General features: G+C 71.3%; 22 protein-coding genes, 1 pseudogene and 1 riboswitch. Of the genes and pseudogenes, 8 read left to right on the top strand and 15 right to left on the bottom strand.

Annotation, left to right across the window (positions count from 1 at the left end; genetic code table 11):
* Positions 1–3 precede the first annotated feature (3 nt).
* Both M8542_RS01475 and M8542_RS01470 read left to right on the top strand, forming a co-directional pair.
* On the top strand, positions 4–1,065 hold the full coding sequence (locus tag M8542_RS01475) for a hypothetical protein (protein ID WP_257918119.1): 1,062 nt from the start codon (positions 4–6) through the stop codon (positions 1,063–1,065).
* The gene (locus M8542_RS01470) at positions 1,058–1,525 is read left to right on the top strand and encodes a YbaB/EbfC family nucleoid-associated protein (RefSeq protein WP_257918118.1); all 468 of its coding nucleotides are present in this window, start codon (positions 1,058–1,060) and stop codon (positions 1,523–1,525) included. The genes M8542_RS01475 and M8542_RS01470 overlap by 8 nt, the downstream gene beginning before the upstream one ends.
* A 4-nt stretch (positions 1,526–1,529) precedes the next feature.
* Here M8542_RS01470 and M8542_RS01465 read toward each other — a convergent pair whose 3' ends face one another.
* Positions 1,530–3,242 carry an Hsp70 family protein gene (locus tag M8542_RS01465; protein WP_257918117.1) on the bottom strand — a complete coding sequence of 571 codons (1,713 nt, stop codon included), beginning with the start codon at positions 3,240–3,242 and terminating at the stop codon, positions 1,530–1,532.
* A 167-nt stretch (positions 3,243–3,409) separates the two neighbouring features.
* Complete coding sequence (locus M8542_RS01460; RefSeq protein WP_257918116.1) at positions 3,410–5,968, bottom strand: ATP-dependent Clp protease ATP-binding subunit; 2,559 nt, start codon at positions 5,966–5,968, stop codon at positions 3,410–3,412.
* Positions 5,969–6,320: 352 nt separating this feature from the next.
* Here M8542_RS01460 and M8542_RS01455 point away from each other — a divergent pair, with 352 nt between their 5' ends.
* A complete protein-coding gene (locus M8542_RS01455) occupies positions 6,321–7,169 on the top strand; it encodes a (2Fe-2S)-binding protein (protein ID WP_257918115.1) in 849 nt (282 codons plus the stop codon).
* Here M8542_RS01455 and M8542_RS01450 read toward each other — a convergent pair.
* Positions 7,079–7,648 (bottom strand): TIGR03086 family metal-binding protein, encoded by a 570-nt coding sequence (locus M8542_RS01450; RefSeq protein ID WP_257918114.1) that lies wholly within the window; start codon positions 7,646–7,648, stop codon positions 7,079–7,081. The two genes, M8542_RS01455 and M8542_RS01450, sit on opposite strands and share 91 nt — an antisense overlap.
* Between M8542_RS01450 and M8542_RS50230 the strand changes: the two genes are divergently transcribed.
* Positions 7,595–8,545 carry a helix-turn-helix domain-containing protein gene (locus M8542_RS50230; protein WP_257918113.1) on the top strand — a complete coding sequence of 317 codons (951 nt, stop codon included), beginning with the start codon at positions 7,595–7,597 and terminating at the stop codon, positions 8,543–8,545. The genes M8542_RS01450 and M8542_RS50230 overlap by 54 nt on opposite strands.
* Positions 8,546–8,674: 129 nt before the next feature.
* On the opposite strand, the gene M8542_RS01440 is transcribed toward M8542_RS50230, so the two are convergent.
* Both M8542_RS01440 and lysS read right to left on the bottom strand, forming a co-directional pair.
* Positions 8,675–9,025 carry a histone-like nucleoid-structuring protein Lsr2 gene (locus M8542_RS01440; protein WP_257918112.1) on the bottom strand — a complete coding sequence of 117 codons (351 nt, stop codon included), beginning with the start codon at positions 9,023–9,025 and terminating at the stop codon, positions 8,675–8,677.
* Positions 9,026–9,171: 146 nt separating this feature from the next.
* A complete protein-coding gene (gene lysS, locus M8542_RS01435) occupies positions 9,172–10,683 on the bottom strand; it encodes a lysine--tRNA ligase (protein ID WP_257918111.1) in 1,512 nt (503 codons plus the stop codon).
* A 77-nt stretch (positions 10,684–10,760) separates the two neighbouring features.
* On the opposite strand from lysS, the gene M8542_RS01430 reads away from it, so the two are divergent.
* From M8542_RS01430 to M8542_RS50225, 3 genes and pseudogenes are all read left to right on the top strand, one after another.
* Entirely contained in the window at positions 10,761–11,513 is a 753-nt protein-coding gene (locus tag M8542_RS01430; protein WP_257918110.1) for a class I SAM-dependent methyltransferase, read from the top strand.
* A 36-nt stretch (positions 11,514–11,549) separates the two neighbouring features.
* Positions 11,550–11,612, top strand: a riboswitch (guanidine-III (ykkC-III) riboswitch).
* 28 nt (positions 11,613–11,640) lie between these two features.
* Complete coding sequence (locus M8542_RS01425) at positions 11,641–11,946, top strand: DMT family transporter (RefSeq protein WP_257918109.1); 306 nt, start codon at positions 11,641–11,643, stop codon at positions 11,944–11,946.
* 33 nt (positions 11,947–11,979) lie between these two features.
* Positions 11,980–12,384: pseudogene (locus M8542_RS50225) on the top strand (DUF6640 family protein).
* A gap of 25 nt (positions 12,385–12,409) precedes the next feature.
* On the opposite strand, the gene M8542_RS01410 reads toward M8542_RS50225, so the two are convergent.
* The 7 genes from M8542_RS01410 to M8542_RS01380 all read right to left on the bottom strand — a co-directional run bounded on the left by M8542_RS01410 (position 12,410) and on the right by M8542_RS01380 (position 19,953).
* Positions 12,410–13,186, bottom strand: coding sequence for a type III pantothenate kinase (locus M8542_RS01410; protein ID WP_257918106.1), 777 nt, complete (start codon positions 13,184–13,186; stop codon positions 12,410–12,412).
* 5 nt (positions 13,187–13,191) lie between these two features.
* Positions 13,192–13,689: an aspartate 1-decarboxylase gene (gene panD, locus M8542_RS01405; RefSeq protein WP_257918105.1), complete on the bottom strand. Its 498-nt coding sequence runs from the start codon at positions 13,687–13,689 to the stop codon at positions 13,192–13,194.
* 9 nt (positions 13,690–13,698) lie between these two features.
* The gene (gene panC / locus M8542_RS01400; RefSeq protein WP_257918104.1) at positions 13,699–14,604 is read right to left on the bottom strand and encodes a pantoate--beta-alanine ligase; all 906 of its coding nucleotides are present in this window, start codon (positions 14,602–14,604) and stop codon (positions 13,699–13,701) included.
* A complete protein-coding gene (locus M8542_RS01395; RefSeq protein ID WP_372508468.1) occupies positions 14,601–15,560 on the bottom strand; it encodes a Rossmann-like and DUF2520 domain-containing protein in 960 nt (319 codons plus the stop codon). Before M8542_RS01395 ends, panC begins: the two co-directional genes overlap by 4 nt.
* 90 nt (positions 15,561–15,650) lie before the next feature.
* Positions 15,651–16,754 (bottom strand): PrsW family intramembrane metalloprotease, encoded by a 1,104-nt coding sequence (locus M8542_RS01390; RefSeq protein WP_257918558.1) that lies wholly within the window; start codon positions 16,752–16,754, stop codon positions 15,651–15,653.
* Between the two features lie 457 nt (positions 16,755–17,211).
* A complete protein-coding gene (locus M8542_RS01385; protein ID WP_257918102.1) occupies positions 17,212–19,422 on the bottom strand; it encodes a DUF6779 domain-containing protein in 2,211 nt (736 codons plus the stop codon).
* A gap of 69 nt (positions 19,423–19,491) precedes the next feature.
* Positions 19,492–19,953, bottom strand: a complete 462-nt coding sequence (locus tag M8542_RS01380; RefSeq protein WP_257918101.1) for a DUF3180 domain-containing protein — start codon at positions 19,951–19,953, stop codon at positions 19,492–19,494.
* Between the two features lie 61 nt (positions 19,954–20,014).
* Here M8542_RS01380 and M8542_RS01375 point away from each other — a divergent pair, with 61 nt between their 5' ends.
* Positions 20,015–20,950: a helix-turn-helix domain-containing protein gene (locus tag M8542_RS01375; RefSeq protein WP_257918100.1), complete on the top strand. Its 936-nt coding sequence runs from the start codon at positions 20,015–20,017 to the stop codon at positions 20,948–20,950.
* 326 nt (positions 20,951–21,276) lie between these two features.
* On the opposite strand, the gene folK is transcribed toward M8542_RS01375, so the two are convergent.
* The 3 genes from folK to folP are packed head-to-tail and all read right to left on the bottom strand — an operon-like array spanning position 21,277 to position 22,923.
* Positions 21,277–21,768: a 2-amino-4-hydroxy-6-hydroxymethyldihydropteridine diphosphokinase gene (gene folK, locus M8542_RS01370; protein ID WP_257918099.1), complete on the bottom strand. Its 492-nt coding sequence runs from the start codon at positions 21,766–21,768 to the stop codon at positions 21,277–21,279.
* A complete protein-coding gene (gene folB, locus M8542_RS01365; RefSeq protein WP_257918098.1) occupies positions 21,765–22,124 on the bottom strand; it encodes a dihydroneopterin aldolase in 360 nt (119 codons plus the stop codon). Before folB ends, folK begins: the two co-directional genes overlap by 4 nt.
* Positions 22,117–22,923 carry a dihydropteroate synthase gene (gene folP / locus M8542_RS01360; RefSeq protein WP_257918557.1) on the bottom strand — a complete coding sequence of 269 codons (807 nt, stop codon included), beginning with the start codon at positions 22,921–22,923 and terminating at the stop codon, positions 22,117–22,119. The genes folB and folP overlap by 8 nt, the downstream gene beginning before the upstream one ends.

Below are 22,923 nucleotides of genomic sequence, written 5' to 3'. Positions count from 1 at the left end.
GGCGTGGACGGCTACTTCGACACCGGGCTCGACGCCCAGCCGATGTCCGGCGGCGACGACCGCCGCGCGGAGCTGCTCGAAGGCGTCTCCGACGACCTGCGCGACGGCGCGAACGACGCGCTCACCGGCCTCGAGATCCTCAAGTACACCGACTGGATCTTCGGCGTCGCCCGCCCGGACGACAAGGGTTACGCGGAGATGCAGGACGACATCGCCGCGTACTACCGCGAGTTCTCCGACGGCGACATCGACCACGAGTCGACCGGCGGCCTGCAGCACATGATCATGCAGCACGACGCGATCTGGAAGCAGCTGCAGCGCGACTCGAAGCCGAAGCTCGACGACGCCCGCCAGTTCCTCACCGAGTGGCGTGGTTCGGCGGCCAACGAGGTCAAGGCGTACCTCAACGAGCTGGCCGACACCTTCACGGCGGTCACGTCGAAGATCACCGTGCTGGAGAGCGACCTCGTCGCGGCCCGCGAAGCGATCGCGTCGGCCCGCCAGGACCTCAACAGCCTCGGCACGACGTTCCGGCAGACGGCCGAGGACTACCAGAAAGCGAAGGAACGCCAGCGCGAGGCCGCGGCGTCGAAGGTGCTCGCGGCGACGTTCGCGGGCGCGGTCGCCGGGCTGCTCACGGTGGCCACCGCGGGGGTGGGCGCCGCGCCCGGCGCGGCGCTGTTCACCGCGGCCGACGGCGCGCTGATCGCCGGCAACGCCGCCGGTGGCGCGATCACCGCGGTGGTGTCCAACCAGGCGGAGATCGAGGGCGACAACGCGTTCGACCTCTACGGCAGCTTCATCAAGAGCGCGGACAAGATCCGCGACGCCGCCGGCGAAGCCGCGCAGAGCCTGGCCGACCGCGTCAACGACGAGGCCGTCGACCTGCCGCCGATCCCCGAAGCGCCGGACGTCAGCCCGGGCTCGAGCTTCGACCCGAGCAACTTCGAGACCAGCCACACCTCTCGGCAGACGGAGAAGAACGTCCGTGACGAGAACGTCGACATCGGCCGCGACGGCGAGCTGTCGAGCGGGGCGACGCACGCGGGGAGGCTGGATGGCTGAGCAACCGGACCGCGAAACGCTGCTGGCCGAGCTGTCGGCGCTGACGGCGACGGCGACGTCCCCGGACGGCGTCGTCTCGCTGGCGGTCAACACCGACGGCGTGCTGACCCGGCTCCGGCTCGGCGACGCCGTCTCGGAGATGTCGCCGGCCCAGATCGCGGACACCGTGCTGCGGACGTACATCGAGGCGCAGCGTGAGTCGGCGAAGCGGACCGGGCAACTGCTGGCGCCCCTGGGCACCGGCGGCTACCTGATGGACCGGCTGCGCTGGCGGGTGGAGTTCGAGCCGACCCCGCTCCCCCCGGCCCCGGCCGCGGCGCCGCGGCCGGGGCCGGCCGAGCGGGACGACGTCGTGCTCAAGGACCGGTCCGAGGACGCCCCGCCGGCCGCGCCACCGGCCGGCCCGGTGGCCGACGACGACTACTACGGCCGCGGCCCGCGGATGGACCAGGCGTGGTGAGCCGTCAGGCCGGCTTGAGGTCGCTCTCGAAGTAGGCGGGCAGGTCGGCGGGGCCGGCGATCGAGAAGTAGAGCGCGGCGGCCTGGCGGTCGTCCGCGCCGAACAGGATGACCGACGTGACCTCGCCGGCCCCGGCGAGGTACCGGCCGTGCAGCCCGCCGCCGTCCCAGGTGCCGCCCTTGAGCTCCCCCTGGCCCATCTGCACCTTCGCGTTCGCCTCGAGGTCGGCCATGGTGATGCCCTGGTAGTAGGCGACGACGTCACCCTTGCCGAGCCCGCAGGAGACCGCGATCTTCGCGTGCACCATCTCGCCAACGGAGTCGGCGTGCACGCAGGTGGCGTGGTCCGGGACGGTGCCGGCGAGCGCCCGCAGGCAGGGCGTGAACCCGTCGCGGTCGCGGTCCGTCGTCGTCGTGCAGTCCACTGTGGACTGGGCGGCCGATTCACCGCGGGTGGTGAGGACGACGACGGTGACGACCACCGCGACGACCACGAGCGCGGCGAGCGCGATGAGCCACGGCTTGAGGTTGCGCCGCGGCTTCGCGGGCGGCGGTGGCGGGGCGTACCGCGGCAGCCGGACGGCCTGCTGCGGCCACGCCGGCGGTGGCGGCGCGACCGGCGGCCGGACGGGCGCGAAGGCGGGCACGGTGAGGTCGGTTTCGCCGCCGAGGGGCACGTGCTGCAGGCCGAACGCGACGGCCGTCTCGGGCTGGTCCTGCGTGGTCGGCACGACGCCGAGCTGACGGCCGAGGAGCGTGGCCAGCAACGGCATCCGGCTCGGCCCGCCGACGAGGTAGATGCCGCCGAGCTGCGCCGGGGTCAGGCCGGCGCGGCCGATGGTCGCGCCGAGCAGCTCGGCGCTGCGCAGCAGGCTGGGCCGCACGAGCGCTTCGAGCTCGTCGCGGCTGACGAGGACGTCGCCGAACGGCTCGGGCATCGGCACGTGGGTCCGGGTGTGCCGGGAGAGGCTTTCCTTGGCGTCGCGGACGTCCTGCAGCAGCGCGCGCCGGTTGCGGCGGTCGGCGGTGGACTGCGGGCGCAGCAGGCGTTGCCACTGCGCCGGGTCGGCGTGCGAGACCGAGCGGCCGATGTGGACGAGCAGCGCCTGGTCGATGTCGAGGCTGCCGAGGTCGGACAGGCCGTCTTCGGCGAGCACGGCGAAGCCCTGCGTGCTCACGCCGACGACGGCGCAGTCGAAGGTGCCGGCCCCGAGGTCGTAGACGCCGATCGGGCCGTGCGCGGAGTTCCCGAGACTGGCGTAGTGCGCGGCAGCGGCCACGGGCTCGGGGATGAGCCGCACGTCGAGCAGCCGGGCCTTGGCGGCGGCGGTGCGGATCGCGCCCTGCCGCGTGACGCCCCAGCCGGCGGGGTGCGAGATCCGCGTCTGCGCGGGCGGGCGGCCGAGCTGCCGTTCGGCTTCCTCGCCGAGCCGCCGCAGGACGGCGGCGAAAGCGTCGGTGAGGTCGACCCGGGTTTCGCCGAGCTGGATGACGCCCTCGTCGATGCGGCGCTTGGGGTTGGGTTCGAACCGGCTGGGATCGAGCCGGGCCCGCCGCTCGGCGTCCTGCCCGACGACGAGCAGCCCGTCTTCGCCGGCGAAGACGGCGGAGGACATGGTGACCGACCCGTCGACCTCGATGGCCCGCGGCCCACGTCCGAAGGCGGAGAGAACCCCGACGGTGCTGGATGTCCCGAAGTCGATCGACAGCACGTCCACGCGGTTTCCCCTCCCAAGGCCCGCGGGCATCGTCTCATGCGCCCCAATGTGGCCTTCGGTGCGTCAGACGCAACCAAGGCCACATTGGGGCGCTCGGGGTCAGGACAGCGGAAAGGGCGGCTCCCCGACCGGGGAACCGCCCTTCCTGCGTGCTGCTCAGCCGGCGATCACTCGCCTTCGGCTTCGCCGCCCTGCTCTTCGTGGCCCGCGCCGATGCTGACCGGCGGGGCGTCCGGGACCGACGACGGCTTGCGCTCACCGCGGAAGGTGAAGTGCGCCTGGTCGTCCTTGTCCTCGGGGTTGCCGCTCCAGCCTTCGACGTCGACCAGGATGATCTGGCCGGGCTCGACCTCGCCGAAGAGGATCTTCTCCGACAGCTGGTCCTCGATCTCGCGCTGGATCGTCCGGCGCAGCGGGCGAGCGCCCAGCACCGGGTCGAACCCGCGCTTGGCCAGCAGGCCCTTCGCCTTCGACGTCAGCTCCAGGTCCATGTCCTTGGCCTTGAGCTGCGTCTCGACGCGGCCGATCATCAGGTCGACCATCTCGATGATCTGGTCCTGGGTCAGCTGGTGGAACACGATGATGTCATCGATCCGGTTCAGGAACTCCGGGCGGAAATGCTTCTTCATTTCCTCGTTGACCTTTTGCTTCATCTTCTCGTACCGGTTCGTGGTGTCGTTGGCACCGGCGAACCCGAGGCTGACGGACTTGGAGATGTCCGACGTGCCCAGGTTGGACGTGAAGATGAGGACCGTGTTCTTGAAGTCGACCGTGCGACCCTGACCGTCGGTCAGGCGGCCGTCTTCCAGCACCTGCAGCAGCGTGTTGTAGATCTCCTGGTGCGCCTTCTCGATCTCGTCGAACAGCACCACCGAGAACGGCTTGCGACGCACCTTCTCCGTCAGCTGGCCGCCCTCTTCGTAGCCGACGTAGCCGGGAGGGGCACCGAACAGCCGCGACGCGGTGTAGCGGTCGTGGAACTCACCCATGTCGATCTGGATGAGCGCGTCGTCCTCGCCGAACAGGAACGCCGCCAGCGCCTTCGACAGCTCGGTCTTACCGACACCGGACGGGCCGGCGAAGATGAACGAGCCCGACGGGCGCTTCGGGTCCTTCAGACCGGCACGCGTGCGGCGGATCGCCTGCGAGACGGCCTTGACCGCGTCCTCCTGGCCGATGATGCGCTTGTGGAGCTCTTCCTCCATGCGCAGCAGCCGGGTGGTCTCCTCCTCGGTCAGCTTGAACACCGGGATGCCGGTCCAGTTGGCCAGCACCTCCGCGATCTGCTCGTCGTCGACCTCGGCGACGACGTCGAGGTCGCCGTCCTTCCACTGCTTCTCCCGCTCGCCCTTCTGGCCGAGGAGGGTCTTCTCCTCGTCACGCAGGCGGGCGGCCCGCTCGAAGTCCTGCGCGTCGATCGCGGACTCCTTGTCGCGGCGGACGTTCGCGATCTTCTCGTCGAACTCGCGCAGGTCCGGCGGCGCGGTCATCCGGCGGATGCGCATCCGGGCGCCGGCCTCGTCGATCAGGTCGATCGCCTTGTCCGGGAGGAACCGGTCGTTGATGTACCGGTCCGCCAGGGTCGCGGCGGCGACCAGCGCCGAGTCGGTGATCGAGACGCGGTGGTGCGCCTCGTACCGGTCGCGCAGGCCCTTGAGGATCTCGATCGTGTGCTCCAGCGACGGCTCGCCGACCTGGATCGGCTGGAACCGGCGCTCGAGAGCGGCGTCCTTCTCGATGTACTTGCGGTACTCCTCGAGCGTGGTCGCGCCGATCGTCTGCAGCTCACCGCGGGCGAGCATCGGCTTCAGGATCGAAGCCGCGTCGATCGCGCCCTCGGCGGCACCCGCCCCGACCAGCGTGTGCAGCTCGTCGATGAACAGGATGATGTCGCCGCGGGTCTTGATCTCCTTGAGCACCTTCTTCAGGCGCTCTTCGAAGTCACCGCGGTAGCGCGAGCCGGCGACCAGGGAGCCCAGGTCGAGGGTGTAGAGCTGCTTGTCCTTGAGCGTCTCGGGCACCTCGCCCTTGACGATGGACTGCGCCAGCCCCTCGACGACGGCGGTCTTGCCGACGCCGGGCTCGCCGATCAGGACCGGGTTGTTCTTGGTCCGGCGGGACAGGACCTGCATGACCCGCTCGATCTCCTTGCCGCGCCCGATGACCGGGTCGAGCTTGCCCTCGCGGGCGAGCACGGTCATGTTGCGGCCGAACTGGTCGAGCACCAGCGAGGAGGACGGGGTGCCCTCGCCGCGGCCGCCGGAACCGGTCTCGGTGGATTCCTTGCCCTGGTAACCCGAGAGCAGCTGCAGCACCTGCTGGCGGACCCGGTTGAGGTCCGCACCCAGCTTGACCAGGACCTGCGCGGCGACGCCTTCGCCCTCGCGGATCAGGCCGAGCAGGATGTGCTCGGTGCCGATGTAGTTGTGGCCGAGCTGCAGCGCTTCGCGCAGCGACAGCTCCAGCACCTTCTTCGCCCGCGGCGTGAACGGGATGTGCCCGCTCGGCGCCTGCTGACCCTGGCCGATGATCTCTTCGACCTGCTGGCGCACGCCCTCCAGGGCGATGCCCAGCGACTCCAGCGCCTTGGCGGCGACACCCTCACCCTCGTGGATCAGACCCAGGAGGATGTGCTCGGTGCCGATGTAGTTGTGGTTGAGCATCCTGGCTTCTTCCTGAGCCAGAACGACCACCCGCCTCGCGCGGTCGGTGAACCTCTCGAACATGTGCACTCCCTCGACTGCTGCGCCGGCGGCCCGTTATCCATCGTGCTTTCACCGCGATGGATTCAGCACCGTGAGACCACTCTAGTAGCCAAGCGGTCGCGCTGGCGTACCACTACGGCTCTTCGTGGCCTTTTCCGCACCCGGACGTGCGTTCCTCCGGGTGCGCCCATCTTCAGGTTGCCCTGCACCTTTACGTCGAGCACAACGAACGGGCGGCCGCTCGGATTCCGCCGTTCGCGCGGTGTCCGCTCACCGCGAACAGCCCGCACCCTGGGAGACCCGGCGGCGACGACCACCCGATCGGCGGATCCTGTTAGGTTAGGCACGCCTAATCACAATCGGGAGGACGGCGGTGAACCAGCAGCGCACCCGCGAACTCGGCGACGGCCTGAGCGCGTCGCTGCGGCGCCTCGCGCTGCGCCACGACGTCCCTTCGGGCTGGACCCGCTGCTCAGCGGCCCTTTCGGACCTGGACGAGTGGCGGACGCGGCTGTCGGGCTGGCTGCTGCGCGAGTTCGACGAAGCGCCGTCCCGGACCGCCGACGCGTACCTGGTCGCGTGGTACCTGCACGTACCCGCACAGGTGGGCGCACAGCTGCTGCACCACGAGCGGCGGGTGCCCTCGCTCCGGCCCGAAGACCTGGCCTTCCACCTGGGCGACGGCCAGCCGTACCCGGACGGCCTGGCCGTGCTCGGCACCGGTTTCTGCTGCCTCCCGACCGACCCCGCTTCGGCCACCTCGGGCGCGACGACGGTCCGCGACGAGCGAGCGCTGGCGGCGGTCCTGCGCGCCCGCTACACGGCCCACGCGGCCCGGTTCGTCCAGGCGTATGGACCGCTGAGCCGCTTCGGCCCCCGAACCCTCTGGGCGGCGGCGACGGACGCGCTGGAGAACGCGCTGTGGAGCGCAGGCCGGGAGGGCGGCACGCCGTCGGCCGAGGGCGCGGGCATGGCCGACGCGGCGCTGGTGCTCGACGCGCGGTACCCGCCGCTGACCTCGGCGTCGACGTTGCGCCTGGTCGAGCGCCAGTGGACCCGCCGTCGGCAGAACTGCTGCTTCTCGTACCTGCTCCCGGGCGAGCAGGAGTGCGACGGTTGCCCGCGAACGGCTCAGCGCGGCCAGGCCGGATCGCGCCCGGCGGCACCGAGCGCCCGCTGCAGCGGCAACGCCTCCCCCGACACATCGACAGCCGGGCCGTAAACACCCATCGACCGCGCCTGCTCACCCATCGCGACGGCCGACTCGAACACCGCTGTCGCCGTCTCCGGCGGGCACCGCAGCTCCTGGCCGCTCGCCCGGGCCAGGTCCCAGCCGTGCAGGACGAACTCGCCCAGCACCATGTCGCCGACCACCGACGCCGGCATCCGCGCCGTGCCCAGCGTCGTCTCGCCGGCCCAGGCCGACGGCGTCCCGAAGACGTCCACCAGGGTCTCCGTCTGCTTCTCCAGCGCCGCGAGCCAGTCGTCGCCGACGAGTCCCGCGTCCGCCTCGGTCGCGGCCGGCGACGGCGGGTCCTCTCGCCGTCCCGCGGCGGCGAGCCACGGGCCCCAGTAGAGAAGGTGGTTGAGCAGTCCGCGGACGTCGTAGCCGGAGCACGGCGTGGGGGCGGACAGGTCGGTCACCGCGTGGGCGACCCGGAGGAACTCGGCCGCGGCGGGCCGGACGAGCGAGGCAGTCATCCCGCGATCCAACCCGGGAGCCGCGAAGCCGTCTTGAAGAAATGCGACAGCTACCGTGAGCGCGTGGGCGAGCACCGGATCCCGCGCGGCATCGTGGCCGAGGCCACGGCGCGCACGATGTTCACGCTGACGCGGCACGCGCCGGCCCCCGAGCTGGCCGAATTCGTCGACTACCACTGGGTGCTGCGCTGGGACCTGCGCGGCAAACCGGCCCACGAACAACGCGTGCTGCCGAACCTCGCGGTGCACGTCACGTTCTTCCCCGGCGCCTCCGGCGTCCACGGCCCGGGCCGTGACGTCTTTTCCCACCGCCTCGAAGGCCGCGTCCAAGGCCTCGGCGTGCGTTTCCGGCCGGGTAGCTTCCGCGCGTTCCTCGGCCGCTCGGTGAGTGACATCGCCGACCGCGCTGTCCCGCTCACGGACGTTTTCGGGCCAACGGCGATCGACGCCGCGGAATCGGTGCGGACCGCGGCCGACGACGCGCAAATGGTCCGTGCGATCGACAACTTGCTGATCGCAAAACCGGTGCGCCTGTCCCCGGCCGCGCGCCGAGCCGTCGAGGCCGTCGAATCAATCGCGCACGATCCCGGAATTACCCGGGTGGCGCAACTGTGCGCGGATACTGGACTAACCACCCGCGCGGTGCAGCGGTTGTTCGCCGAACACGTCGGCTGCCCACCCAAGTGGGCGATCCGGATATACCGCCTCAACGACGCCGCGCAGCGGATCGCCACGGAAGGCGACCCGGATTACGCCGGTCTGGCGGTCCGGCTGGGCTATAGCGACCAGTCGCACTTCATCCGTGATTTCCGGACCGTGACGGGCCAGTCGCCCGCCGAGTACACCCGAACGGCGCGGGCGGCCGCCGAACCGGAACCGGACAGCGACCGGACATGAAGAAAGCCGCCGGGCGAATTCGCCCGGCGGCCTCCGCCAAACCCCGCTTCGGGAAGTCCCGGGCCGCCCGCCGGACGACGCAGGTCAGCGACCCGCGATCGGCGTCGTGCGCGCCGGCCCGAAAAACCCTCAGTTCTTCTTGTGGTACGCCTCGACGACCTCGGACGGGATCCGGCCCCGGTCCGAAACCGCGTAACCGCTCTTGCGGGCCCACGCCCGAATGGCCTGGTTCTGTTCCCGGTCGACGGCGGCCGGGCGGGCCGAACCCTTACCCGCGACCGGGCGCACCGAAGCACGCTTGCGGCCACCCGCGCGACGGGCGTGCTCGACATACTGGGCGAGGGCGTCCCGCAACTCCTCGGCGTTTTCCGAGGAGAGGTCGATCTGGTAGCTGACTCCGTCCAAACCGAACTCGACGGTCTCTTCCGCCTCACTGCCGTCCAGGTCGTCGACCAGCGAGACGAGCACCTTCTGTGCCATCCGATTCCTCCTGCGGGGACTTGCTCAATGATCTGGTTACGGGGCGAGCCCCGGGACAGAAGACTTTGTCTAGAACATTGATACCCGCTTCGGGAGGGCAGCGCAAATCTCATTGGGATAACCGACGGCTATCCCACACGGCCGGGTTATTCCGGCCGCACGAGCGGGAAGAGGATCGTCTCCCGGATACCGAGACCGGTCAGCGCCATGAGGAGCCGGTCGATCCCCATTCCGACGCCGCCGCTCGGCGGCATTCCGTACTCCAGGGCACGGAGGAAATCCTCGTCGAGCCGCATGGCTTCGCTATCGCCCTGCGCCGCCAGCCGGGACTGTTCGGTGAGCCGTTCCCGTTGGACGGCCGGATCGACCAGCTCCGAGTATCCGGTGGCGAGTTCGAATCCGCGCACGTAGAGGTCCCACTTCTCGGCCACGCCGGGGCGCGAGCGGTGCTCCCGCGTCAATGGCGACGTCTCCAGCGGAAAATCACGGACAAACGTCGGGGCGTGCAGGTGATCTCCGACGAGGTGTTCCCACAGTTCCTCGACGAGCTTCCCGTGGCCGAGCTTCGGATCCACTTCCAGGCCCCTGGCCTGCGCGAATCCGTGCAGTTTGGCGGCGGGCGTCTCCGGCGTCACCTCTTCACCGAGGGAATCGGACAACGACTCGTACATTCCGAGTGTGGTCCATTCGCCGGAGAGGTCGTACTCCGAACCGTCGGGCAGGGTGACGACCTGGGTGTCCAGCACCGCCTGCGCGGCCTCCTGGATCACCTCGCGGGTCATCACCGCATTCGTGTCGTAGGTCGCGTAGGCCTCGTAGTACTCGAGCATCGCGAACTCCGGCGAGTGCGAAGAGTCGCTGCCCTCGTTCCGGAAGTTGCGGTTGATCTCGAAGACCTTCTCGATCCCGCCGACGACGCAGCGCTTGAGGTACAGCTCCGGCGCGATCCGCAGGAACAGCTCCAGGTCGAACGCGTTCGAGTGCGTGACGAACGGACGCGCCGCGGCGCCGCCGTGCAGCGTCTGCAGCATCGGCGTCTCGACCTCGGTGAACCCGCGGCGGTGGAACGACTCCCGCAGCGACCGGACCACGCCGGCGCGCGTGCGCACGACGTCCCGCGCCTTCGGGCGCATGATGAGGTCGACGTAGCGCTGGCGGATCCGCGTCTCCTCGGCCAGGTCCTTGAAGGCGTTGGGCAGCGGGCGCAGCGCCTTCGACGTGATGCGCCAGGCGTCGGCCATCACGGACAGCTCGCCGCGCTTGGACGTGATGACCTCGCCCTGCACGAAGACGTGGTCGCCGAGGTCGACATCGGACTTCCACGCCGCGAGCGCGTCTTCCCCGACCTTCGCCAGGCTGATCATGGCCTGCAGCTCGGTGCCGTCGCCCTCGCGCAGGCTCGCGAAGCACAGCTTGCCGGTGTTCCGCAGGAACATGACCCGGCCGGTGACGCCGACGACGTCGCCGGTGGCGGTGTCGACGGGCAGGCCCTCGTGTGCCGCGCGCACCTCGGCGAGCGAATGCGTGCGGGGCACCTCGACCGGGTAGGGATCGATCCCTTCGGCGAGGATCCGGTCGCGCTTCTCCCGGCGCACCCGCATCTGCTCGGGCAGTTCGTCTTCGGCGGGCTCGCTGGTGGAAGCGGGGTTTTCGGTCATGGCCCATAGGGTACGAACCCGGCCACGCGCTACGCCAACCGGATTACCTTTCCTTTCCCTCGATTAACCTGGGCCGGGTGAGTGATCCCACACGCGCCGAGCGCGCTTCCTCCTTCGGCAGCCGAGCGGCCGCGTACGCCGAGCACCGGCCCGATTACCCGCGGGAGGCGATCGAGTGGGGCCTTTCGGGGGCGAGGAGAACACCGCGTCACGTGCTCGATCTGGGTGCCGGAACGGGCAAGCTCACCCTCGGTCTGGCCGAACTCGGGCTGGCCGTCACGGCGGTCGAGCCCGACCCGGAAATGCGCGCCGAACTGGGCCGGGTGGTGCCGTCGGCGACGTCGCTGGCGGGCCGGGCGGAACGGATCCCGTTGCCCGACGCCGCGGTCGACGCGGTTTTCGTCGGCCAGGCGTTCCATTGGTTCGACGTCCCGGCGGCGATGACGGAGATCGGCCGCGTGCTGCGGCCCGGTGGCGTGCTGGTGCCGATGTGGAACTACGAAGACGAATCGGTGCCGTGGGTCGCGGAGTACACCGCACTCGGCCGCGACGGCGCCCGCCGCCCGGCGGCGACCGACGATTTGCGCCAGTTCGAGCACCCTGCGTTCGAGATGTTCGAAAGCGATCGGTTTCGCCATGTGCAACGCCGCACGGCCGAGAGCCTGCTGGAAACGATCGCCACGTATTCGCTCGTGATCGTCTCGACCCCGGAGAAGCGGCAGGCGTTGTTGACGCGGCTGCGCGAGTTCCTCGCGTCGAATCCGGCGACGGCGAACGGCGAGTTCGACCTCCCGTTGCAGACGCTGGCCCTCCGCGCCCGCCGCCGGTGAGACATTCTTTGTCACCGGCGGCGTGCTAGCTTCGGAAGTGACCTTCACGGAAGGTTCCGGACGAGCGCGTCGTACCCGGTCAGGACAAGACGACGCAGTGCCTCAAAACACTGCGAAAGGGCTCGTCATGTCTTGGGTCGTCCTCGTCCTGTCCGGAATCCTGGAAACCGTCTGGGCCGCGTCGCTGAAGGGCTTCTTCCGGCCGGCGGCGGTGGTCACGTTCGTGGTGGCGCTGGCGCTGAGCATGGCGGGCCTGGCGTACGCGCTGCGGACGATCCCGCTCGGCACGGGCTACGCGGTCTGGGTCGGCATCGGCACGATCGGCACGGCGCTGTACGGGATGGTCGCACTGGGCGACTCCGCGACGGCGGCGCGGATCACGTGTCTCGTGCTGATCGTCGCGGGCGTGATCGGGTTGAAACTGCTGCCTTGACCTCCAGCAAGGTGGAAGTTCGATACTGCGGTCATGCGGAGCAAATCCCTGGGCCGGGCCCTGATTTCGGTGGTGTCTTTGGTGACGGCGGTCGGCCCCTATCGCGCCGACTGGAACGAAACCCACGTGAAGAACCCGGCGTGGCCACCCCACGCGAAGTTCCACAACGGCCAGACGATGAGCCTGGGGCTGGCGCTGGGAGCCACGAGCTTGTGGTAGCTGTGGCGGGCGCCGTCGGGCCGCGAGGGCCTGGACGCGGGGGCGGTGCTGGCGTCGCTGTACTGGGTGACGCAGATTTCGGCGCTGGCTTATCCGGGGTCGAAGGCGGTCGACCCGCCCGGTGAGGCGCGGTTTCCCCAGGCCAAGGTGGCTTTCCCGGCGTTGGCGTTGACGGCGCTGGGGTACGCGCTGGAGCGACGGCGGCTGGCCCGCGGCTGAGGCGGCTCCGGCACTTCTTCCGGACTCAAGGCCGGATGTTGCGCTCGAAGACCAGCCGCAGCCCGAGCAAAGTCAAGTCCGGCACGTGGTCGGTGATCGTCTCCGACTCGCCGATCACCAGCGGTGCCAGCCCGCCGGTCGCCAGCACCGCGACCGGTTCCGTCCCGCCGGGGGACAGCTCGCGGACGATCCGCTTCACCAGCCCGTCCACCTGCCCGGCGAACCCGTACAGGATCCCCGACTGGAGGCACTCCACGGTGTTCTTCCCGATCACCGATCGCGGCGGCACCAGCTCGACCTTCCGCAGCGCCGCCGCGCGCAACGCCAGCGCGTCCACCGAAATCTCGATCCCGGGTGCGAACGCGCCGCCCAGGAACTCGCCGCGCGCCGAGATCGCGTCCACGTTGGTCGAAGTGCCGAAGTCGACCACCACGCACGCCGTGCTGTGGAGGTGGTGCGCCGCCAGCGTGTTCACCAGGCGGTCGGCGCCCACCTCCTTCGGGTTGTCCACCAGCAGCGCCACTCCCGTGCGCACCCCCGGCTCCACCACGATCTTCGGCACCCGCGCGTAGTACCGCGAAAGCATCACCCGCAGCTCGCGCAGCACCGCCGGGACCGTCGACAGGGCACTGATCCCCGTGACCGCGTCCGCGTGCGGGCCCAGCAGGCCGCGCACCGTCAACGCCAGCTCGTCGGCCGTCATGCGGGCGTCCGTGCGCATCCGCCAGTCCCCGACGAGCGTGCTGCCGGAGTACAGGCCCAGCACGATGTTCGTGTTGCCGACGTCGACGGTGAGGAGCAAGCGGGTCAGCTTTCCGCGTGCAGCAGCGCGTCGAGCCGGCGGGCGTCCGCCGTCTCCGCGACCGGGAACACCGCCGTGTCGTCCTCCGGCGGCAGCGTCACCGTGCCGGACAGCAGCCCGGACCCCTCCGGCGCGTAGCCGGGGTCGGCGTGCCGGTGGACGATCCGGTTGTCCGCGTCGACGAACACCACGCGCGGCTCGTACGTCGCCGCTTCGGCGTCGTCCATCTGGCCGTACGAAATGAGGATGACCAGGTCGCCCGGGTGCACCAGGTGCGCCGCTGCGCCGTTGATGCCGAGCACGCCGCTGCCGCGCTCGCCCTTGATGACGTAGGTCTCGAGCCGGGCGCCGTTGGTGACGTCCACAATGGACACCTGTTCGCCGGGCAGCAGGTCCGCGGCCTCCATCAGGTCCTGGTCGACGGTGACCGAGCCGACGTAGTGCAGGTCGGCCTGGGTCACGGTGACCCGGTGGATCTTCGACTTGAGCATGGTGCGGTACATAGTGGACTCCTATTCCCCTGCGTCCAGCCGCTCCGGGTGCTCGACAGCGGCGCCGAGCAACACCGGGACGTTGTCGATCAGCCGGGTACTCCCCACCCGGGCCGCGATCAACAGTCGTGCCTCACCGTCGACGGGCGCGGGCCCGAGGTCGGTTCCCCTCAACTCCAGGTAATCCACCTCGACCGCGGGCCGCGCGGCGAGGGTCTTCCACGCGGTCTCGAGGACCGCCTCGGCGCCGTCCCGCCCGACGAACGCCCCCGCGGTGAGGGCGGCCGACAGGACAATGGCGTCTTCGCGCTGTTCAGGCGTCAGGTAGACGTTGCGCGACGACAACGCCAGCCCGTCCTGCTCCCGCACCGTCGGCACGCCGATCACGTGCGTGTCGATGTTCAGGTCCCGCACCATCCGCTTGATCAGGACCAGCTGCTGGTAGTCCTTCTCGCCGAAGAGCGCATAGTCCGGGCGAAGCAGGTTGAACAGCTTCGCGACGACGGTGAGCACGCCGGCGAAGTGGCCGGGCCGGACCGCACCCTCCAGCTCCTCGCCGAGCGGCCCGGGGTGCACGGTGACCGCCGCGCCTTCGCCGTAAAGCGCGTCGGCGCTCGGCGTGAACGCGATTTCGACGCCGTCCTCGCCCAGCACGGCCAGATCGTTCTCCAGCGGCCGCGGGTAGGCCTCGAAGTCCTCGCCCTCGCCGAACTGCAGCGGGTTGACGAAGATCGAGGTGGCCACGACGTTGTTCGGCAGCCGCTTCGCGCGGCGGATCAGCTCGCGGTGCCCGGCGTGCAGCGCGCCCATGGTCGGCACGAGCGCGAGCTTGCGGCCGACGCCGTGCAGGGCCTTGCTGACCTGGCTCATCTGCTCGGGCGAGGCGAACGTGTTCAACGTGCCGCGGCTGAATTTCGGTGTGGTCACTGGTCTTGGTGCCCTTCGGCGGGATCGTCGAGGAGTTCGGTGAGGTCTTTGGCGGCCGCGGTGTCCAGCAGCCCGGCAGCCGAAGAACGCGCCACCGTGCGCTTGGCCAGCGCCCGGTAGGCCGGCGCGACGTCCGGCGCCCGGTCCGCCAGCACTGCGAGGTGCTTGCGGACAGTGCCGGCGTCACCACGCGCGACCGGGCCGGTGAGCGCGCGGTCGCCGTGTCGCAGCACATTATCCAACGCCGCCGAAAGCAGTGGCGCCACCAGGCGTTCGGAGTGCCCGATTCCCGCTTCGCGCAAGACTTCCGCGCAGTCGGCGACCAGTGTCATCAGGTGGTTCGCGCCGTGCGTCAACGCTGCGTGGTAGAGCGCTCGCGCGGAGTCGGGGATGCGCACCGGCTCGGCGCCCATCTCGACCGCGAGGGCCTCGCCGACGCTCCAGGCGGCGTCGTCGTCGGCCGTCGCGGTGACGCCGATGCTGCACGCCGCCAGCCGCTCGAGGTCCTCCTCGCGGCCGGTGAACGTCATCACCGGGTGCAGCGCGAGCGGCAGCGCCCCGGCCTCGGCGGCCGGCGCGAGCACGTCGATGCCCTGCGCGCCGGAGGTGTGCACGACGATCTGCCCGGGCCGCAGCGACTCGGTGGCGACGAGCCCGCGGACCATCCCGGCCAGCGCGTCGTCGGGGAGGGCGAGCAGCACCAGGTCGGCCCGGCGGACGGTTTCGTCGGGCGGCAGCAGGGGCACGTCGGGGAGGAGGCGTTCGGCACGGGCCAGCGACGCGGCGGACAGGCCCGACGCGGCGACCACGGTGTGCCCCGCCCGGGCCAGCGCGGCCCCGAGCACACTGCCCACCCGGCCGGCGGACACGACACCGACCGCGAGGCGGGCGGGCCTCATCATGGCGTGCGCCTGTGGACGCTCATGGTTGGCAGACTCCCTCTGCTCTCGTTCCAGTCCCGCTCCGGGTACCGGACGAACGGCGCGAGACTAACTCGGTTGAGCGCGAACCGTTCAGCCCGGGTGACAAGCTTCACCCGGACCGGGTCACCCTCGGGCGGCCTCGTCGGCGAGGCGCGTCGCCTCCGCCCGGGCGGCCTTCAACGTGCGCAACAGCTCCTTCTGACGCTGCCGGTCGTCGTCGGTGGTGAGCTCCCGGCGGTCGAGGAACGCGAGCTCGGTGACGCTCGCCTGGTAGACGGCGACGGCTTTCGCGGCCTGTTTCCCGGACTGCCGTTTCGCCTGGCGGCGCCACGCGCGCCGGCCGGGCAGGCTGGCCAGCAGCTCGACCTCCGACGGCGCGATCCAGCGCGACGCGGCCATGTGCGGCAGGGCGGTCGCGATGATCCGCTGCTCCCGCCGTCGCTGCAGGACGACCAGGTAGACCACGCCGAGGAACAACGGCAGCATGATCAGGAAGTACACGGTGAGGAACTTCGACCCGCCGAGCAGCGCGGCGCTGTTCCACAGCGCGTGCAGGCAGACGGCGGCCAGGTACCCGGCGAGCGGCGCGACGACCTTCATCGCCTTGGTGGTCGTGCGCGCGGCGATGCCGATCCCGATGCCGGTGAGCACGGCGAACAGCGGGTGCGTGAACGGCGCGAGCACGCCACGCAGGAAGAACGCCGTGATGACGCCCTGGCTGTGCCCGTCGCCGAAGCCGTACTCCGCGAAGGCGCGGCCGAAGTAGTAGATGTTCTCGGTGAAGGCGAACCCGGCGGCACTGAACCCGGCGTAGACGACGCCGTCCACGACACCGTCGAACTCACTGGACCGGCGCCAGAGGATGAGGACGACGAAGAGGGCTTTCGCGGCCTCCTCGACGATGGGCGCGGAGATCAGCGCGGCGATGGTGTTGCCGGTGCCCTTGCCGAGCAGCTCGTCGCCGACGGCTTCGGCGGTGGTGTTGATGAGCAGCGCGGTGATCGTCGCGATGCAGGCGCCCCACGCGAAGGCGAGGAGCAGGAACTTCGCGGGTTCGGGCTCCCACCGGTCGACCCAGAGGAACCCGGCGACGACGCCGGCGACGGGCACGAGCGCGGCGAGCACGCCGATGGTGACGGCGAGCGGCCCGACCCGCGCGGTGGCCAGGCCGAACAGGAACAGGCCACACAGGGCGACCACGATCAGCCCGAGCACCGGCAACAGCACGGTGATCCGGCGAGGCCGCCGTCCGCGGTCGAGTCCCGTCGCGGGCGAGAGGGTTCCGCTCACAGCCGGTCACCCTACGCAGACCGGACAGGAAGAGAAACGCCACCTGGCACACACGGCGTGGCTCGCGCCTCGGCCGGGCCGCCACGCACCCAATGTGGCGTTGGGTGCATCGAGCGCACCCAAAGTGGCGTTCGGTGCATCCAACGCACCCAACGTGGCGTTCGGTGCATCCAACGCACCCAACGTGGCGTTCGGTGCATCCAACGCACCCAACGTGGCGTTCGGTGCGCCCAACGCACCCAACGTGGCGTTCGGTGCGCCCAACGCACCCAACGCCACATTGGGGCGCTTGAGGCTGGCGCTCAGAGCAGGCGGTAAGGGCGACCGCCGCCAACGCCCAGTGCGCAGCGACCACCGCCGGGGCTCAGTCCCCCGCGGCGGCCGTGGCTGAACGTCAGTCCTCGGCGCGGCGACGGCGACGGGGCGTCGAGCCCGTGCCGCCGTTGGCCGCCAGCAGCTCGCTCACCGAACGGCCCGCCGTGTGCGAACCGCTGCCCGGGGCCGGCTCCGCCGCTCGGCGGCCGTTGCCGTTGCGGGCGTGGCCGTTGCCGTTGTGGCCGTTCTGCTCCACGTCCGCCGGGTCGACCGGGGTCATGCCGCGGCGGGACATCGATGCCCGCTCGGCCACCATGCCCTCCCACGCCGGGGGCTCGCCGTCCGGGCGACGGCGGCGGCCGCCACCCGTCGGGTCCGGGGCCGGGACCGCGGGCATCTGCTGCGAGTCGTCCGGCTTGCGACGGCGGCCGCCCGAACGGCCCTGGTAGTTGCGCACCGACTCCGGCAACGTCGGGTTGACGCCCGGGGCCTCCGCCTGCGCGGCCTCGGCCGGCGCGCGGTGCGAACCGCCGTGGCGCGACGCGGGCTCGTCGAGGATCGGCGACATGTCGGCCCGCGAGAACTGCTCCAGCCGCGACGGACGACGGCCGTCGGCGGCCGGGACCGGCGTGGTCGGCGGGACCACCGGGGGCAGGTCGGTGCGCGACGGCTGCCGCGGCGCCGGGCTCTTGCTCGGCACCGGCGTCGTCGGGGGGACGACTGGGAGGTCGCTGCGCGAGGCCGTGGCGTCCCGCGGCATCGGCGCCGGCTTGGGCTCGGGCGGCTTCGGCCGGTTCGGCCGCTGCCGCTCGGCGAAGTCGTCGCGGTTCTGGAAGGCCGCGCTCAGGTCGGTCACCGGCCGGATGTCCGACCGCGACATCTCCGACGGCTTCACCGGCGGCGCCGGCCGGGCGGGCGCCGGCCGCGGCGGCTCGGGCGGCTTGGGGCGCGCACCGTTCCCGACGCGCGGCAGGTCCGGCCGCGACATCTCCACCCGGGGAATGTCCGGACGCGACATCTCCACCCGCGGGATCGCCGGCATCGACCGCTCCACCCGCGGAATATCCGGACGCGACATCTCCACCCGCGGAATGGCCGGCATCGACCGCTCCACCCGCGGAATATCCGGACGCGACATCTCCACCCGCGGGATCGCCGGCATCGACCGCTCGACCCGGGGGATGTCCGATCGCGAAACCTCGCCCGGCCGCGGCGCCTCGACGCGCGGCAGGTCCGGCCGCGAAACCTCGGCCGGCCGCATCGCCGGGCGCGACAGCTCCGCGCGCCGCGCGGGCGGCGGCTCGGGACGGCGGATCTCCGTCTTCGGCTCCGCCGGCCGGCGGATCTCGGTCTTCGGCTCGGGCCGCGGCACCTGGCGCGTCGGCTCGGCGGCGGCCTCGGGACGGCGCTCCTTCGCGACCTCGTCCGGCTTGGGCAGCCGCATCGGCTGCGACTCGGCCTGGCGGCGGGCCGCCTCGGCACGCAGCTCGGCGGCCTTCAGCTCGCGCTGCGCGGCGTTCAGCGCCGGGTCGACCGGTGGCACCGGCGGCCGCCGCTCGCTCAGCGGCGCCGGCCGCGAGATCTGCTGGGTGCTCTGCGCGTTGACGTTCGCCGGGCCCTTCGGCGCCGGCTTCCCGCCGAATCCCTTGCTGTTCTTGCCCTTGCCGTTCGCGGGCTTGCCGCCCGACGCCTTGCGACGGCGCTCGTCGAGCACCCGGTCGATCAGCTCGGTCGGCCGCTCGCCGCCTTCGTTGACGGGCTTGCGCGCGGCCATCAGCTGGGCCGGCTTCTTCTTCGGGGCGCCGTCGGTGACCAGGCGGTTTTCGTCGGAGAGCTTGCGCATGCGAGTCGCCTGCGCGGTCAGCGCGACGCGTTCGAGCAGCACCTCGCCGCCGAACAGCGACTGGAGGCTGTCGCGCAGCGCGGACACCTCGGCGCGCAGCGCCTCCAGCTCCTCGCGGCTGCGGGAGTCGGCGGTGCTGCGGTTCTCCGCCTCCACCTCCAGCTCGAATTCACGCCGGGCCGCGATCTCGCGTTCCAGCTCCAGCTCGTACACAGCCTGCGCCTCGGTGACCGCTTCCTCGCTCTGTGCCGCGTGCTTGCGGTACTTCACGGCGAGAAATGCGCCGATCAGGGCAGCCCAGAGGGCGGCGACGATCCCCAGGCGGAGATAGCGGAGGTCGTCGCTGAGCACCAGTGCGAGGGTGGCTCCGATGGCGAGGACGAATCCGACGACTAGCCACGGCCTGCCCAGTAGGCGGCCGCGCGAGTCGTCACCCACGCCGGTCATGCCTGACACCGTACCTGCTCGTAATCCGAACGAGACCTACTCGGTCCCGCGAGCGGTGGGAATCCAGCGCTAACCGGTCATTCCGCCGGTGCGCTCACGATCTTGGTCGCGCGGGGTGCGGCAGCAGTGCTCGAGCCACAAACCCGCTGCTACCAGGGCTGCGGAAGACACGACGCCGACCACCCCGGCGCGGGTGTCGAGCACCGCCGCGACGAGTTCGTCACGTCGCGGAAAAAGATAGGCGAGCGCGGCCAGCCAGGCGCCGGCCATGAACGCTCCGGCGAGTGACGAAGCCTTCGCGAGGGCCACCGATCGGGCGATCCCGATCGCGGCGACGACGCGGCCGCTCTTGATCCGGGACCGGATGGAGAACGCGAGGATGGCCTCGACCACGGCCAGGACGGCGAAGGTGACGCCGGCGAGCGTCGGCAGCTGCGGCAGCGAGCCGTAGGCCACGACGAAGAGCAGGTAGCCGAGGACCAGGCCGAGCAGCCCGGCCACCACCACGTCACGGGGCCGGGTGAAGTGCATGCGTCAACCGTACCGTGGGAAGGTTGACTCTCCACCGACTGGAGAGTTCATCATGCGTCTTGTGGGCACCACCGCGACCTTCACCATCGGCGAGCTGGCCCGGCGAACCGGGCTGCCGGTCAAGACCATCCGCTTCTACTCGGACGAAGGCCTGCTGCCGCCCACCGACCGGACCGACGCCGGCTACCGGCTCTACGACGCGGCGGCGATGGCCCGGCTCGAGCTGGTCCGCACGCTGCGGGAGCTGGGCCTTGGCCTCGCCGACGTCTCCGCGGCGCTGACGCGGCCGGCGACGGTCGGCGAGCTGGCGACCCGGCACGTCGAGGCGCTGGACGAGCAGATCCGGCGGCTGCGGCTACGCCGGGCGGTGCTGCGCGCGGTGGCCAAGCGTGGTTCCGAACTGGAGGAAGTGAAACTGATGAACCGTCTCGCGTCGATGTCCGACGAAGAGCGCAAGCGGCTGGTGGACGAGTTCTGGGACGAGATGACGGCCGGCCTCGAAATCGACCAGGCCTTCTACGAGCGGATGCGCGCGGGGAAGCCGGAGCTGCCCGACGACCCGACACCCGAGCAGCTCGAAGCGTGGATCGAGTTCGCCGAGCTGGTCCAGGACCCGGACTTCCGGGCGCTGATCCGCGGCATGAGCGAAACCCAGGCCCAGCAGATCCGCGACGGCGAGTTCCACCCGCCGGCGGACGCCTGGCAGCAGAACTGGCCGAGCTGGACCGCCCGCGCCGAGGCGGCGGTGGCGTCGGGTGATTCGCCCACGTCGGAGGCGGGGCAAGCGCTTGCGGCCGAGATCGCGGCGGCGACGGCCCGCCCGGACCAGGACCCGGCGTCCGCGGAGTTCCGCACGGAGATGGCGGACCGGTTCGCGACGAGCGGCGACCCCCGGGCCGAGCGGTACTGGCAGCTGCTGGCGATCATCAACGGCTGGCCGCCGGTCCCGACGGCCCAGCCGGCGGTGCGGTTCATGATCGCGGCCCTGCGCGGCTGACCGCGGCTGAACGGCAGCTCGGCGATCCGCGGCCGCGAACGGGTTGACTCAGCTCAGGTCGAGACCCGTCCGGCGGACCGAAGCGACGTCGTCCGCCGGGCGGGCCGCCAGCAGCACCGCGACCGCGAACGAGTTGACTCAACTCAAGCCGAGACCCGTCCGGCGGACGGGCCGCCGGCAACGCCGCGATCGCCCCGGGGCCCAGCAGCACCGCGGCCGCGAAGGGGTTGACTCAACTCAAGCCGAGACCCGTCCGGCGGACGGGCCGCCGGCAACGCCGCGATCGCCCCGGGGCCCAGCAGCACCGCGACCGCGAACGAGTTGACTCAGCTCAGGTCGAGATCCGTCCGGCGGACCGACGCGACGTCGTCCGCCGGGCGGGCCGCCAGCAGCGTCGCGATCGGGCCGTGGCCCGGCAGGACCGCGGCCGGCTCGATCTCCACCCACGGCACCAGCACGCTCGCGCGGTCCGGCGTGCCCGGGTGCGGGAGCAGCAGCTCCGGGTCGGCCGACGTCACGCCGTCGACCGTCACGACGTCGACGTCCAGGGTCCGCGGGCCCCAGCGCAGCTTGCGCACCCGGCCCGCCGCCTGCTCGGCCGCCTGGCCCGTGCGCAGCCACGCCCAGTGGTCGCGGGCCGGGTCGTCGACGACGCAGACCGCGTTCAGGAAGTCCGGCTGGTCTTCGACGCCCCACGCCTTCGTCTCGTACACGCTCGACACCGCGACCAGCGCCGGGCGCACCGCGTCGAGCGCCAGCTTCAGGAAGCCGAGCCGGTCGCCGAGGTTGGAACCCAGGGAGAGGACAGCGCGGCTCATCGGTCGCGCCGGACCGTCACCGCGACGTCGTCGAACGTCAGCGGGATCGGCGCCGACGGCTTGTGCACGGTCACCTCGACCGCGCTCAGCCGCTCGTCGCGCAACACCTCGTCGGCGATCCTGCCCGCGACGCTCTCGATGAGGTCGTACGGCTCGCCCGCGACGATCCCCGCCGCGAGCTCGGCCAGCTCGCCGTAGTGCAGGGTCTTGGTCAGGTCGTCCGACGCCGCGGCCGGCCCGAGGTCGAGCCACGCCGTGATGTCGACGACGAACTCCTGGCCATCCCGCTTCTCGTGCTCGAACACGCCGTGGCGGCCGAACACGCGCAGGCCGGTCAGCGTGATCCGGTCAGACATCAGGCGAACCCTTCCACCACGCGGCGGCCACGGTGACCGCGTCCAGCGAAGCCCCGACCTCGTGCACCCGCACACCCCACGCGCCGGCGGCCGCGGCGAGCGCGGAAATCGCCGCGGTGGCGTCCTCGCGGCCGTCGGGCGAACGCGGTGTGCCGTCCTTTTCGGACAGCAGCCGGCCGAGAAACCGCTTCCGGGAAGCACCGACCAGCACCGGGAAACCCAGCGACAGCAACGAGTCCAGCCCGCGCAGCAACGCCCAGTCGTGCTCGGCGTTCTTCGCGAAGCCCAGCCCCGGATCGAGCACGAGCGCGCTCTCGGCGACGCCCGCGGCGAGCGCTTCGTCCACCCTGGACAGCAGCTCGGCCCGGACGTCGGCCACCACGTCTTCGTACTTCGCCAGCGCCTGCATGTCCTGGCTGTGGCCCCGCCAGTGCATCAGCACCCACGGCACCCCCGCCTCGGCGGCGACGCGCGCCATGTCCGGGTCGGCCAGCCCACCCGAGACGTCGTTGACGATCCGGGCGCCGGCTTCGAGCGCGGCCGCGGCGACGGACGCGCGCGTGGTGTCGACCGACAGCTGGATGCCCTCGCCGGCGAGGGTGCGGATGACGGGCAGGATCCGCCGCAGCTCCGTCTCGGCGTCGACCCGGGCCGCACCCGGGCGGGTCGACTCACCGCCGACGTCGATCAGGTCGGCCCCGCGCGCCCACATCTCGCGCGCGTGCTCGAGCGCCTGCGCGAGCCCGAGGTACCGGCCACCGTCCGAAAAGGAATCGGGCGTCACGTTCAGCACGCCCAT

This window comes from Amycolatopsis iheyensis, from assembly GCF_024703995.1.
GTDB lineage: Bacteria > Actinomycetota > Actinomycetes > Mycobacteriales > Pseudonocardiaceae > Amycolatopsis > Amycolatopsis iheyensis.
Note: the sequence above shows the minus strand (reverse complement) of the source record. Positions and strands in the feature narration are given on the sequence as shown.

What these genes read in the sequence shown, in the direction of transcription:
- M8542_RS01470 (WP_257918118.1), top strand. Translation starts at nt 1,058, where the DNA reads ATGGCTGAGCAACCGGACCGCGAAACGCTGCTGGCCGAGCTGTCGGCG.
- M8542_RS01460 (WP_257918116.1), bottom strand. Translation starts at nt 5,968, where the DNA reads ATGTTCGAGAGGTTCACCGACCGCGCGAGGCGGGTGGTCGTTCTGGCT.
- M8542_RS01450 (WP_257918114.1), bottom strand. Translation starts at nt 7,648, where the DNA reads ATGACTGCCTCGCTCGTCCGGCCCGCCGCGGCCGAGTTCCTCCGGGTC.
- M8542_RS01440 (WP_257918112.1), bottom strand. Translation starts at nt 9,025, where the DNA reads ATGGCACAGAAGGTGCTCGTCTCGCTGGTCGACGACCTGGACGGCAGT.
- lysS (WP_257918111.1), bottom strand. Translation starts at nt 10,683, where the DNA reads ATGACCGAAAACCCCGCTTCCACCAGCGAGCCCGCCGAAGACGAACTG.
- M8542_RS01425 (WP_257918109.1), top strand. Translation starts at nt 11,641, where the DNA reads ATGTCTTGGGTCGTCCTCGTCCTGTCCGGAATCCTGGAAACCGTCTGG.
- panD (WP_257918105.1), bottom strand. Translation starts at nt 13,689, where the DNA reads ATGTACCGCACCATGCTCAAGTCGAAGATCCACCGGGTCACCGTGACC.
- M8542_RS01385 (WP_257918102.1), bottom strand. Translation starts at nt 19,422, where the DNA reads ATGACCGGCGTGGGTGACGACTCGCGCGGCCGCCTACTGGGCAGGCCG.
- M8542_RS01380 (WP_257918101.1), bottom strand. Translation starts at nt 19,953, where the DNA reads ATGCACTTCACCCGGCCCCGTGACGTGGTGGTGGCCGGGCTGCTCGGC.
- folK (WP_257918099.1), bottom strand. Translation starts at nt 21,768, where the DNA reads ATGAGCCGCGCTGTCCTCTCCCTGGGTTCCAACCTCGGCGACCGGCTC.
- folB (WP_257918098.1), bottom strand. Translation starts at nt 22,124, where the DNA reads ATGTCTGACCGGATCACGCTGACCGGCCTGCGCGTGTTCGGCCGCCAC.
- folP (WP_257918557.1), bottom strand. Translation starts at nt 22,923, where the DNA reads ATGGGCGTGCTGAACGTGACGCCCGATTCCTTTTCGGACGGTGGCCGG.